Origin of the sequence: Planosporangium thailandense (genome assembly GCF_011947195.1) — a bacterium.
GTDB classification, from domain to species: Bacteria; Actinomycetota; Actinomycetes; order Mycobacteriales; family Micromonosporaceae; genus Planosporangium; species Planosporangium thailandense.
Genome location: NZ_JAATVY010000001.1, coordinates 265,559 through 278,073 on the forward strand (window position 1 = coordinate 265,559; position 12,515 = coordinate 278,073).

The following is a 12,515-nucleotide window of genomic DNA, read 5'->3' on the forward strand; positions in this document are numbered from 1 at the left end:
ATACCGAAACCACCGAAGCCTATTTCTAGCGATAGGCGGCGACGAATTACCTGTTCAGACGATGATCACCATCTTTGAGCCGCGCTGACGTGCCGGGCCGGTGCCGCGTCCATGCCCGATCGGTCAAGCGTGCCGGTCGCGGACGTGCGTGAGGCGTGGGCAGGTCCGTGGCGTGACAGCAAACGGGCCGACCCCACCAGGTGGGATCGGCCCGTTCGGCACGGCCTGGGTCAGGCTTCTTCCGGCCCGTAGTTGTCGTTGATGACCTGCGCGACGGCGCGGTGCGACGGCAGGATCCTGGCGCGCTCGGTCTTGGCGTCGCTGCGCCCTTCCACGATGTCCAGGAAGTGGTCGAGCTGCGCGGCCAGGGGTTCCCGCGAGGTCGTCAGCTCGGGGATCTCGATGATGCTCTGCTGCCGGTAGCCGCGCCCGTCGGGGGTGGCGGCGTCGAGGGCGACGTGCCGGTAGATGGTGACGTCTCGGCGCAGCAGGTCGACCTCGATGAGCCGGTCGACCTCGGCGATCGTCAGCGCGCGCAGCTTGCGTTGGCTGATGCGGCTCGCGGACACCGTCGCCATGCCGCCTCCCGCGAAGTTCATCACGGCCTCGGCCACGTCCTCGGCCGCGGTCAGCGACCGGGGGTGGAAGTGCCCGAGCATGCCTCGCACCCGCGCCGGCTCGGCGCCACCGAAGATCTGGATGGCCAGGTCCACGTCGTGCACCAGCAGGTCCCAGGCGACCCCGGTGCGGATGCGCGGCACGTACGGCGAGTGTCGGGCGGCGGTCACGTGGACCGGGTGGTCCACCAGCGCCATCGCCGTCATCACGGCCGGGTTGAACCGCTCCAGGAGCCCGCAGACCAGCGGCAGCCCCCGCTTCTCGGAGAGTTCGACGATCTCCTCGCTCTCGGCGAGGCTCCCGCAGACCGGCTTCTCGATGAGCAGCGGCTTGTCCGCGGCGAGAATGTCGTGGGCGATCTTGTGGTGGTGCTCGGTCGGGGCCGCGAGGACGACCGCGTCCGCGTCGCTGAGGTCGCCCAGCTCAGGGGTCCACTTCGCACCGTACCGGTTGGCGATGCCGGTGCCGGCCTCACGGTTCGGGTCGACGACCCGGATCAGGTCACAGCGCTCCGACTGGAAGAGCACCCGCGCGTGCAGGGAGCCCATCGAGCCGGTTCCCACCAGAACGACCTTGGGACGTGCCGCGCTCATGCCGTCACCGCCGCGCGTACGGCCTCGGCGACCTGGTCCACCTCGGAGTCGGTCAGGTGCTGGTGTACCGGCAGCGAGATGCAGCGCGCCGCGACGCGCTCCGCGACCGGCGCGGGGTCCGCGACGACGTTCGGGTTGTTGGCGTAGCAGTCGTAGTCGTACACGACCTTCGGGTAGTAGATGCCGCAGCCGATGCCGCGCTCGCCCAGCAGGCGGATCACCTCGTCGCGGTCGCGCGCGGACTCGTCGGTGATGAGCACCGTGTACTGGTGCCAGACGTGCGAACGGCCGGGAAGCTCGGTCGGTACGCGTACGCCGGGGACGTCCCGCAGCGCCGCCGTGAGTCGCGCCGCGTTCTCCTTGCGCCGCTTCACCAGCTCCTCGTAGACGGTGAGCTGGGGGATCGCGAGCGCGGCCTGCAGGTCGGTCAGCCGGTAGTTGTTGCCCGCCATCTCGTACTGGTACCGCTGGCGCATGCCCTGGTTGCGCAGCAGGCGGAGCCGATCGGCGATCGTGTCGTCGTTGGTGGTGATCATTCCACCTTCACCAGTCGTGATGTTCTTCGTGCCGTAGAACGAGAACGTGCCGATGCCGAAGCTGCCGGCCGCGCGGCCGTTGATGGTGGCGCCGTGCGCCTGGGCGGTGTCTTCGATCAGAGCCAGGCCGTGCCGCTGCGCCAGCGGGGCGATCCGGTCCATGTCCGCGGTCTGCCCGTACAGGTGGACCGGCATGAGCACCTTGGTGCGCTCACCGACCGCGGCTTCGAGGGCGTCGGGGTCGACGCAGAAGTCGTCCTCGCGGATGTCGGCGAACCGCGCCACCGCTCCCGCCTCGAGGATCGCGTTGAGCGTCGCGACGAACGTGAAGGGGCTGGTGATTACCTCGTCACCCGGCTGGAGGTCGAGCGCCTGCACGGCCGCGATGAGGGCGGTCGTGCCGTTGTTGACCGCGACGGCGTGGGACACGCCCACGAACTCGGCGAACTCTCGCTCGAGGCGGGCGACCATCGGGCCCTGGGCCAGCATGCCCGAGCGAATGACTTCTACGGCGAGCCTTTCCGCTTCTTCGCTGATGCGGACACTCGAGATGGGAATCAACCTGAACTCCTTGACGACTACGGCAGCACGATGCACCGTACTACGGCAGTCTCGATTCGTCGTATCCGGTCTTGCCGGGCACAAAAGGTATTCGGCACAGGATGAACGGTCACGCCGGCGTACCGGCGAGCGTGGAAGGCGTCGCGTGATGGTCCTCACGAGGGGTCGACCGTCACGATTCCGCTATTGCCGTCCACGGTCGCGTGGGCCTTACGGCGATATGGCTTTCCGATTACTCGGAGTTCAATTCGCTGTCGCTGACAGTAACCATGAGTCGTCGGTCCGAGCGTTTACGAACACTCCGAAGGGGACACTGTTGTTCTGTAGAGCCCGGAACCGTCGATGTCCGGCGGTCGCTCCAGAAATGATCAATACAGGTCCGGGGATCATTGCCGACGCCGATGGCTACGCTGTGGTTGAGTCGGTGAACGTCAGCCACGCGTTTGCTGGTTTCCCCTACGCCAGGCAGTTGAAAAGGTGATCTTTGTGTCCGAAGACGTCGCGCTGATTGAGGCCACCGCGCCGGTCACACCGAAGGCCTCTTCCGCGCGGCGCGCCATCGTGACCGCATTGAAGATCGTATTGGCGGTCGCGATCGCCGGCTTCATGGTCTACAGCGTGGTGACGCAGTGGAAGCAGGTGAGCCAGGCCTGGCTGGGGCTTGCCTGGCAGTCGGTGGCGCTGTCGCTCGTCGCGGCCATCGCCGGCATGCTGGCCAACGTCATGGCCTGGCGGGCCAGCCTGAAGGACCTCGAACACGAGGTGTCCTTCGTGTCCGCGGCACGAATCAACTTCATCGGCGCCCTGGGCAAGTACCTGCCGGGAAGCGTCTGGGCGTACGTGATGCAGATGGAGTTCGGCCGCCGGGCCGGACTGCCCAGGGCGCGGGCATTCCTCGCCTCGATCGTCGCCCTCGGGCTGGGCACCACCGCGGCCCTGGCCGTCGGTACTCTCGCGCTGCCGTCGCTGTTCGACGGCGCGAAGGCGGCGGAGTCGTACGGAAGCTCCGTCCGGGTGGCGCTCTACATCGTGATGGTGCTGGTCCCCATCGCGCTCATCTGTGCGATCCCGCAGGTGCTGACCCGCCTCATCCAGTTGCTGCTGCGAGTGCTGCGCCGGCCTCCGTTGACCCACACGCTCAGCTGGGGTGGAGTGCTCCGGGTCGTCGGCTGGGCCGCGGTCGGCTGGGTCTGCTTCGGCATCCACCTGTGGCTGCTGGCCAACGCACAGGCCGCCCCGGGAGTCGATGGGCTGTTCCGGTCCATCGGCGCGTTCGCGCTCGCCCTGACCGTCGGCGTGTTCGCCATCTTCGCGCCCTCCGGGCTCGGCGTCCGGGAGGCCGTGCTGGTGGCCGCCCTCGTGCCTTCGCTACCCGGGCACAACGCGGCCGGCATCGCGTACGGCATCGCGCTCATGTCCCGGATGCTGTTCATCCTGGCCGACGCCCTGATGGCGGGGGCGGCCGCGCTCACCACCCTTCGTGACCGCCGGTCCGCGCGGGTCGCGACGCCGCAGGTCGAGGACTGACGCCGGTCACCGGCCCGTAAGCCGAACGTCCTCGGCCGCCACTCCGGCGGCCGAGGACGCGTCGTTCGGGGGGTTCGGGGACTACCTGCTCTGGACGGTGGTCAGCCGGGTGAACTCACGCAGCAGGTCGTAGCCGTCCCACACGGACGAGAAGGTGAGCGCGTCGCCGATCGGCACGATCCGGTCCACGCCGCGGCCGGCGAGCTGTTCGGCGAAGCCCACCAGCTCGTCGGTGCCGAAGCCGAAGTGGCTCATCGTCTGGTCGCGCCGCTCCACGATGCTCACCAAATCGTCGAGCGACCCGACCTGCGCCTGCGGGAACGTGCCGACGCCGAGCCAGCGCCGGGGGACCAGCCCCGGTTCAACCAGCTCCACCGTGGCGATCGCGTTGCCCGCGAAGCGCACCTCGCTGGCGACGCCCTCGGCGGCGAGCCCGTAGGTCGACACCCGCTTCTCCACCGACATGGCGGCGTCGACCTCGGTACCCTTGCTCTCCACCACCTCCGCGAGCAGCCCGAACAGCTCGTCGCGGGCCTCGCGGACGGCCTCCGGCTCGCCGACCCAGTAGATCGCGCGGGGCGACGCGCAGGCGGCCTGGTCGAACCAGTACGAGTCGTTGTACAGCCCGATCGCCACGTCCCGCCGGGCCGCGGCGTCGGCGGCGCGCCAGCCGGCGGCCGAGATGACGGCGAACGACGACCGGTCGGGGAACGTGACGTCGCGGGCGGACGGGCGCAGCGGGTGGCGGCGGATGTCGGTCACCGACCGGTCGCCGCCCCAGATGACCCGCAGGTCGCAGCCCTGGGACAGGGCCGCCGTGACCGCGTCGTCGCGCCCGTACGTGACCATGCGCTGGGTCTGCGCGATGGCCGGATCCGCGTCGGCGAGCGTGGTGTTGAGCGCGTCGAGCACCGCCACGGCGGCCCCGGCCGACCGGGACGAGATACGCACGATGTTCGGGTTGCCGGCCAGCGCCGACAGCGCCCAGGAGTACACGAAGATGGTGTCCACGTTCGCCGGTGGCACGTGGAAGACGACCCCGCGCGGAAAGCGCAGCTGCCCGAGCGGCGGCGTGGCCGCCGCGATGGTCTTCTCCAGTTCGCCGCGGCGCAGGAAGAAGCCGAGTGACGCGAGTTCAGGGAAGCGGCGGGCCACGCTGGGAGCCAGCAGGCGGCGGGCGAACGCGACCAGGAAGTCGCTCACCCGGGGGTCGCCCACCCGCAGCCGGCCGCCCGGCGGCTCGCTGGTCACCTCCGCCAGCAGGTCACTCACGCTGGTCGGCGCCCCGGTCGGGAACCGCTGCTCGACTGTGCTCATGCCGCCCCTTGGAACGTGTCGCTGCAGCCCCGCGCTTCGGCGCGCGGCAGCCGGCCCAGGATGGAAAAGCGCTTGCCCGGCCAGTCCCCGTCGTCGATGCCGTGGATCACCCCACGGTCCTCGGTCAGCAGGATGTGGCCCGGGTACGAGCGCGGCAGGGTGCTGACCACCTCGATCACGCCGGGGGTGCCGACCGGCACCTCCTCCCACGTGACCGGGTCACGGACGATCACATCGGCGAAGTCGGGGCAGTAGAGCCCGTTGCCGGACGGCCCTTCCACGTAGACCGTGCCGATCTGCTCGACCATGCCGTAGTAGTTGTGGATGCGGGTCAGCCCGGTGTCCTGTGCGAACCGGCGGCGGAACTCGGCGTTGTCCACGGCCTGGTCGATCAGCTTCTTCCAGCCGCCGCTGTGGATGAGGATGCCGTTGGAAAGGTCCAGGTGCTCGTCGCGGGCCAGCTCGTACAGGTAGAGCCAGGCCATGAACGTGAAGCCGAAGATGAGGAACGGCTGGTCGCCGTGCTTGGCGAGGAAACCGCGCACCGCGTCCAGGTCGGGCCGCTCGTTCTCGTCGAGGACGAACGTGTGGTCCCGGCCGAAGTTCATCATGCCGAGCACGCCGGCGCCGCGCGCCGAGAACGAGCGCCGGTTCTTGAACAGCGCCTTCGTGTCGACCAGCAGCATCGGCAGCCGGTTGGGGCCGATGACGGTCTGGATCGTCGCCGACAGCATGCGCTGCTGGGCGGCGGCCGCCTCCTTGTCCAGGAAGATCCGGCTCACCTCGGCGCCCGTGGTGCCGCTGGAGGTCAGCACCTTGAAGACCTCGTCGTCCGGCACGCTCTTGAGCGCGTGGTGCTTGAACAGCCGAACCGGCAGCCACGGCAGGTCGGCGACCCGCTCGTACCTCCGGCCGGCCGGGTGCCCGATCGCGTCGAGGATCCGGCGGTACTCGACGCTCGCCGCCCGGTGGTGCTCGGTCAGCTCGGTGAGCTCCTGGAGCAGAGAGACGTCCCGCTCGGCCTGAGACTTACTGAAGACGCTGGTGGCGACCGTCATGATCTCGCTTCCAAGGTCCGGTAGTCGATCTTTCCGTTGGAGAGCAGCGGCAGCCGGTCGATGTCGCGGACGTCGAACCCCGAGCGGTGCAGCTTCATCCGCTCGGCGAGCAGCTTCGCCACCTCGGCCCGGCGGTCGGCGTCGACCGTCCCCTCGCACCACAGGACGACCTTGTCCCCGGCGGGCACGGCGGCCACCGGCCCGACACCGTCCACGCCGGCCTGGCCGACCAACTTCTCGATGTCGTCGAGGTTGACCCGGATGCCGAAGACCTTGCCGATGCGCTTGAGCCGGCCGGTCAGGTACAGGAAACCTTCGTCGTCGAGGTACCCCAGGTCGCCGGTGTACAGCACGCCGCCCTGGTCGTCGCCGCGGCTCAGGTCGGCCGCGGTGTCGGCGTACCCCATCATCACGTTGGGGCCGCGGTAGACGATCTCGCCGGTGACGCCCGGCTCCCGCGTCTCGCTGCCGTCGTCCAGGCGTACCGAGAGCGTGCCGCCGGGCAGCGCGAGCCCCGGCGAGCCCACCCGCTGCGGAAGCTGGTCGGCGGGCAGCGTGCTCATCCGCGGCCCGGCCTCGGTCTGGCCCCACATCACGTAGAACCGGCCGCCCAGCGCGGAGATCTTCTCGTGGTAGGCCAGGATCATCTCGTTGCGCAGCCGGCCGCCGGCCTGGGTCAGCGTGCGCAGGCTGGGGTGCTTGGCGGGGCTCCAGCGGATCCTGGCCAGCATCTCGTAGTTGTACGGGACGCCCGCCAGCGAGGTCGCGCTGTAGCGGTCGAACGCCTGCCAGAACTCGCGCGCCAGGACGCCACCGTCCACGACGACCACGGTCGCGCCGCTGACGAGGTGGCTGTTGAGCACCGACATGCCGTAGCTGTAGAACAGCGGCAGGCTGGTCGGCGCGACCTCGTCGCCGTCGATGTGCAGCACCTGCGCGATCGCCGCCGCGTTGGACGTGATCGCGGTGCGCGACAGTCGGACAAGCTTCGGGCTTCCGGTGGATCCTGACGTCGCGAGCATCACCCCGAGGTCGGGGTGGGGGCTGGCGGCCGGCTCACCGCCGGTGCGTACCCAGGCCGGGCCCAGCGGGCCGACGTCGCGGCGCTCGTAGCCCGGCGGGGTGTCGCCCGCCTGCGCGCCCGCTCCGCCCTCATCCAGGCCCACCACTGCGGCCGGGGCGAACCGGCGCACCATCTCGGCGAGCGTCGCCGGGTCGAGCGCCGGGTCGAGCAGGGCGACCGGCCGGTGCGCCGCCCAGCAGCCCAGGTAGCGCAGGACAGCCGCCGTGCTGATGCCGGTACGCGCGAAGACCGCGCCGGTGGGCAGCTCCGCGAGCGACGCGGCGGTCGCGTCGATCGCGGTCGTGAGCGCCGCGCCGGCGAGCTCCTCTCCGGTCGCGGCGTCGATCAGTCGGGCGCCTGCGGCGACAAGATCAGTACTCACAACACGAGACCACCGTCAACGCCGAGGATCTGTCCGGTGATGAACGCCGACTCGTCGCTGACGAGGAAGCGGATGGCCCTGGCCACGTCCATCGGGTCGCCGAGGCGGCGCAGCGACGTGTGCGCGACCCGGTCCTCGACCAGATCCTTCGGCAGGTGGGCGATCATCTCGGTCTCGATCAGGCCGGGAGCCACCGCGTTGACCCGGATGCCGCGCGGGCCCAGCTCCTTGGCCGCCGACCGCGCGACCGTCGCCACCGCGGCCTTCGACGCGGCGTACGCGGTCTGGCCGGCGCTGCCGTGCTCGCCCACGATGGACGCGAGCACGACGATCGCGCCCGAGCGCTTGCGCATCATGACCCGGGCCGCGGCCTGCACGGTGTTGATCGTGCCGGCCACGTTGGTCGCGAGCATGCGGTCGATCAGCTCCGGCTTGATCATGCCGATGAGCGCGTCTTCGAGCACGCCCGCGTTCGCGACGAGAGCGTCGATGCGCCCGTGCTCCGCGGCGATGCCCTTGAACGCCGCACCCACCGCGTCGAAGTCGGCCACGTCGAAACCGACACCGCTCGTGGGTACGCCGTGCGCCTCGGCCAGCTCCGCGGCGACCGTCTTGGCGTCTTCTGCGTCCCGGCTGGTGACCACGACGGTCGCGCCGGCCTCCGCCAGCGCCTGTGCCGTGGCCCGTCCGATACCGCGGGTGCCGCCGGTGACGACGGCTACCCGACCTGCGAGGCTACCCACGATGCCGTCAGCCCTCGACGCCCATTGACTGCAGCATGTCGAGCGCGACCTTGAAGCTGCTCATGTCGATGACCTGCTCGGTGTCGAGCTGGACGCCGAACTCGTCCTCGATGGCCGCGACCAGCGTCATGTGGCCGAGCGAGTCCCACTGCTCGATATCGCGGTACTTGAGGTTCTCGACGTCCACATCGGCCGGCAGTTCGAGTGCCTCGACAAAGACGCCCCGCAGGCGGTCGGCGATGGCGGTGCTCATACTTGGTTTCTCCTCGTCAGCTCTCTTGAGTCTGGATCTTGGACCAGGCGGCGAGCTGATCGGCCAGCTCGGCCGGCAGATCGGCCGGCAGCGGGCTCTTGCCCGCCAGGTAGGAGGCGAACACGTCGACCACCGCGTCGCTGCACCCGCGCCTCGACAGGCCGACCCGGTTGACGCCGGACACGCGCGCCGGATTTCCCACCGTGATGGTGAACGGCGGCACGTCCTTACGCACGGCCGAGCCCATCCCGATCATGGCGCCGGGCCCGACCTGCGTGCGCTGGTGGACAACCGTACCCATGCCGATGTTCGCCCAGCTCCAGACGTGAGTGTGACCGCCGAGCTGTACCGCGTCCGCCAGCGTCACGGAGTTGTGCAGCACGATGTCATGGCCGATGTGACTGCGCGCGAGAGCGTAGCAGTCGTTGCCGATCGTCGTCGGCTCGTGCGTGCCCTGATTCACGGTGACGAACTCGCGGATGATGTTGCCGTCACCGATGATGACGCCGGCGCCTTCGATCTCACCGTCCCAACCGACGGGGTGGGGGCCGCCCCGGTACTCGGCCGGCGTGCCGATGGACGCGTGCGGCCCGATCAGGTTGTTGTCGCCGATCCGCGTCGGTCCGATGAGTACGGTGTATGGCCCGATGACATTGTTGTCACCTAGTTCCACGCCCGCACCGATGATCGCAGTGGGATGGATTTTGTTCGCCACTATGCCTGTCTCGTCTGTGTGCGTGAGTAACGTCAGGAACGCGGGGGTCGTGCTGTCAACCCCCATCCGTGCCCTTCCGGACCGGTGATACCGCTGCCGTCCGGAACGATCTGCGGCAGTTTACCCGCAGCGGCCGGTCGGGGGACACACGTGGCCGGCGCAGGTGACCAGAACCGCAGTGGGGTGGTCGGGGGCCGACGTCGAGTCATCCGTACCCGTCGTCGGCGACGTTATTCCCGCCCGCCGCCAGCCATCGATGGAACGGCACTCGTCACCATGGGGCTCCGCGGTTGTCGATTGTGGGCAGGGTGGTCGCCAGGTAACTACGTATCGTAGTTGTTCGACTACGCAAAGGCGACGAACACCCGCGAGGCGACCTCGCGCGGCAGGCGGATCTGGTCGCCTTCGCGGTCGATGCGCACCGCGTCACGCTCCTGTGCCACCGTGACGTGGGCGCCGGGGTCGATCCCGGCCGCGTGCAGTTGACGCAGGACCCCCGCATCGGTCTGCACGCTCTCGCAGATCCGGCTCACCACGACCGGACCGCTCAGGCCCGGGAAGGCCAGGTTGCGCTCGCCGTCACCGGCGGACGCGCCCGACGCCTGCGAGCCGTCCAGGTCGGTGAGCCCGGGGATGGGGTTGCCGTAGGGCGAACGGGTCGGCCGCCCGAGGAGCTCGTAGACGCGCTGCTCCACGGCCTCGCTCATCACGTGCTCCCAGCGGCAGGCCTCCTCGTGGGCCTCTTCGTAGGGCATGCCGATGACGTTGACCAGCAGCAGCTCGGCCAGGCGGTGCTTGCGCATGACGCTGACCGCGTAGGCGCGTCCCGCCGCGGTCAGCACGAGGTGCCGGTCGCCTTCCACGCTGAGCAGGCCGTCGCGCTCCATCCGCGAGACGGTCTGGCTGACCGTCGGCCCGCTCTGGTGCAGCCGCTCCGCGATGCGGGCACGCAGCGGGACAACGCCCTCCTCCTCCAGCTCGAGGATGGTCCGGAGGTACATCTCCGTGGTGTCGACCAGCTCGTTCAAAACGCACCCTCCCGTTTGTCGATGTTACCTGGCGGGTAGGACAGACTGAGCCCATGACCGACCGGCAGCATCTCGTCGACGCCGTCGGGCTCGTCGGCGAGCTGGATCGCGACGACCCGCCGACCGTACTGGACGTGCGCTGGACCCTTACCGGGGGTGGCCGCGCCGCGTTCGACGCCGGACACCTGCCCGGGGCCGTCTTCCTCGACCTCGACGCCGACCTCGCCGGACCGCCCGGCGCCGGCGGTCGTCACCCGCTACCCGATCCGGCGGCGCTCCAGGCCGCGCTGCGCCGCGGCGGCGTGCGCGCCGGGCACCCGGTGGTCGTGTACGACGCCGGCGGCACCCCGCCGACCGGCGCCGCCGCCCGGGCCTGGTGGATCCTGCGCTGGGCCGGGCTGGCCGACGTGCGGGTCCTCGACGGCGGGTACGCGGCCTGGACCGCGGCGGGCGGCCCGGTGACCCGGGCCGAAGCGACACCCATCCCCGGCGACGTGACGGTCGGCGCCGGCTCGCTGCCGGTCGTCGACGCCACCGGGGCGCAGGCCGTCGCGGCCGACGGCGTGCTGATCGACGCCCGGGTGCCGGCCCGCTTCCGGGGCGAGACCGAGCCGGTGGACCCGGTCGCCGGCCACATCCCCGGCGCCCGCAACCAGCCGGCGGCCGAGACCGTCGACGAAGCCGGGCGGCTGCACCCGCCGGCGCTGCTGCGGGCGGGCTACGCCGACCTCGGCGTACGGGCCGACCGGCCGGTCGCCGCCTACTGCGGCTCCGGCGTGACGGCCGCGCAGACCGCCCTCGCGCTCACGGTCGCCGGGTTCGAGCCCGCCCTGTACATCGGCTCCTGGAGCCACTGGATCACCGACCCGGAGCGTGCGGTGGCGACGGGGGAGGAGGGTTCGTCATGACCGACACCCTGGTCGTGTGGAACGAGTCGCTGCTCGACTACGACATGGGTGAGCACCCGCTCAACCCGGTACGCGTCGAGCTGACCATGGCGCTCGCCGGTGAGCTCGGCGTCCTCGACCGCCCAGGGGTGCGGCTCGAAGCCCCGAAACCGGCCGACGACGCCGCGCTGCTGCGCGTGCACACCCCCGGGTACCTCGACGCGGTACGCCACGCCATGCTGGGCGCGCACGGGCACGGGCTCAACACCCCCGACAACCCCGTCTTTCCGAACATGCACGAGGCGAGCGCCCTCGTCGCCGGCGCCACGATGCGCGCGGCCGAGGCGGTGTGGCGCGGCGAGACCCGGCGCGCCGTCAGCATCTCCGGCGGCCTGCACCACGCGATGCCCGACCGGGCGTCCGGCTTCTGCGTCTACAACGACCCGGCCGTCGCGATCGCCCGCCTGCTCGACCTGGGCGCCGAGCGGATCGGGTACGTCGACGTCGACGTGCACCACGGCGACGGCGTACAGCAGATCTTCTACGACGACCCCCGCGTCCTGACGATCAGCCTGCACGAGACGCCGCTGGCCCTGTTCCCCGGCACCGGGTACCCCGCCGAGACCGGCGGCCCCGGCGCGGAGGGCACCGCCGTCAACGTCGCGCTCCCACCCGGCACGACCGACGCCGGCTGGCTGCGCGCCTTTCACGCGGTCGTGCCCGGCGCGCTGCGCACGTTCCGGCCGCAGGTGCTCGTCACGCAGTGCGGCGCCGACGGGCACCGGCTCGATCCCCTCGCCGACCTGCGCCTGACCGTCGACGGGCAGCGCGCCACGTACCTCGCGCTGCGCGACCTCGCCGAGGAGCTGTGCGGCGGCCGATGGATCGCCATGGGCGGCGGCGGGTACGCCCTGGTCGAGGCCGTGCCACGGGCCTGGACGCACCTGCTGGCCGTCGTCACGGGCGAACCGCTCGACCCGGCCCTGCCCACGCCGCCGAGCTGGCGGGCGCTCGCCGCCGACCGGTGTCCCGACCGCCGCTGCCCGGATGCCATGACCGACGGCGGTGACCCGGCGTACCACCCCTGGTCACCCGGGTTCGACGCGCCGGACGCGATCGACCGGGCGATCCTGGCGACCCGCCGGACCGTGTTCCCGCTGCTCGGCCTCGACCCCGCCGACCCGAGGGACTGAGCAGTGCCCACGCGCAAGGCCGCCCGGACGGCCGACATCGT

The 12,515-nt window shown here is 70.7% G+C and carries 12 protein-coding genes; 3 read left to right on the plus strand and 9 right to left on the minus strand.

Annotated features, from left to right (window positions below):
• Window positions 1–230 precede the first annotated feature (230 nt).
• A complete protein-coding gene (locus HC031_RS01200; protein ID WP_167923233.1) occupies window positions 231–1,211 on the minus strand; it encodes a Gfo/Idh/MocA family protein in 981 nt (326 codons plus the stop codon).
• Entirely contained in the window at window positions 1,208–2,308 is a 1,101-nt protein-coding gene (locus tag HC031_RS01205) for a DegT/DnrJ/EryC1/StrS family aminotransferase (RefSeq protein ID WP_167923234.1), read from the minus strand. Before HC031_RS01205 ends, HC031_RS01200 begins: the two co-directional genes overlap by 4 nt.
• A 561-nt stretch (window positions 2,309–2,869) precedes the next feature.
• Between HC031_RS01205 and HC031_RS01210 the strand changes: the two genes are divergently transcribed.
• Window positions 2,870–3,835, plus strand: coding sequence for a lysylphosphatidylglycerol synthase domain-containing protein (locus tag HC031_RS01210; RefSeq protein WP_420813587.1), 966 nt, complete (start codon window positions 2,870–2,872; stop codon window positions 3,833–3,835).
• An 81-nt stretch (window positions 3,836–3,916) separates the two neighbouring features.
• Here the strand turns inward: HC031_RS01210 and HC031_RS01215 are convergent, their stop codons facing one another.
• From HC031_RS01215 to HC031_RS01245, 7 genes are all read right to left on the minus strand, one after another.
• Window positions 3,917–5,152 (minus strand): acyl-CoA reductase, encoded by a 1,236-nt coding sequence (locus tag HC031_RS01215; protein ID WP_167923235.1) that lies wholly within the window; start codon window positions 5,150–5,152, stop codon window positions 3,917–3,919.
• The gene (locus HC031_RS01220; protein WP_167923236.1) at window positions 5,149–6,210 is read right to left on the minus strand and encodes a LuxE/PaaK family acyltransferase; all 1,062 of its coding nucleotides are present in this window, start codon (window positions 6,208–6,210) and stop codon (window positions 5,149–5,151) included. The genes HC031_RS01215 and HC031_RS01220 overlap by 4 nt, the downstream gene beginning before the upstream one ends.
• The gene (locus tag HC031_RS01225; protein ID WP_167923237.1) at window positions 6,207–7,655 is read right to left on the minus strand and encodes an AMP-binding protein; all 1,449 of its coding nucleotides are present in this window, start codon (window positions 7,653–7,655) and stop codon (window positions 6,207–6,209) included. Before HC031_RS01225 ends, HC031_RS01220 begins: the two co-directional genes overlap by 4 nt.
• On the minus strand, window positions 7,652–8,398 hold the full coding sequence (locus HC031_RS01230) for a 3-oxoacyl-ACP reductase FabG (protein ID WP_167923238.1): 747 nt from the start codon (window positions 8,396–8,398) through the stop codon (window positions 7,652–7,654). The genes HC031_RS01225 and HC031_RS01230 overlap by 4 nt, the downstream gene beginning before the upstream one ends.
• A gap of 7 nt (window positions 8,399–8,405) precedes the next feature.
• Window positions 8,406–8,651, minus strand: a complete 246-nt coding sequence (locus HC031_RS01235) for an acyl carrier protein (RefSeq protein ID WP_167923239.1) — start codon at window positions 8,649–8,651, stop codon at window positions 8,406–8,408.
• A 16-nt stretch (window positions 8,652–8,667) separates the two neighbouring features.
• Window positions 8,668–9,324 carry a UDP-N-acetylglucosamine acyltransferase gene (locus HC031_RS01240; protein ID WP_338090422.1) on the minus strand — a complete coding sequence of 219 codons (657 nt, stop codon included), beginning with the start codon at window positions 9,322–9,324 and terminating at the stop codon, window positions 8,668–8,670.
• Between the two features lie 386 nt (window positions 9,325–9,710).
• Window positions 9,711–10,394 carry an iron-dependent transcriptional repressor DtxR gene (locus tag HC031_RS01245; protein WP_167923241.1) on the minus strand — a complete coding sequence of 228 codons (684 nt, stop codon included), beginning with the start codon at window positions 10,392–10,394 and terminating at the stop codon, window positions 9,711–9,713.
• A 53-nt stretch (window positions 10,395–10,447) separates the two neighbouring features.
• Between HC031_RS01245 and HC031_RS01250 the strand changes: the two genes are divergently transcribed.
• Window positions 10,448–11,302, plus strand: coding sequence for a sulfurtransferase (locus tag HC031_RS01250; protein WP_167923242.1), 855 nt, complete (start codon window positions 10,448–10,450; stop codon window positions 11,300–11,302).
• Window positions 11,299–12,474, plus strand: coding sequence for an acetoin utilization protein AcuC (locus tag HC031_RS01255; RefSeq protein WP_167923243.1), 1,176 nt, complete (start codon window positions 11,299–11,301; stop codon window positions 12,472–12,474). Before HC031_RS01250 ends, HC031_RS01255 begins: the two co-directional genes overlap by 4 nt.
• Window positions 12,475–12,515 lie beyond the last annotated feature (41 nt).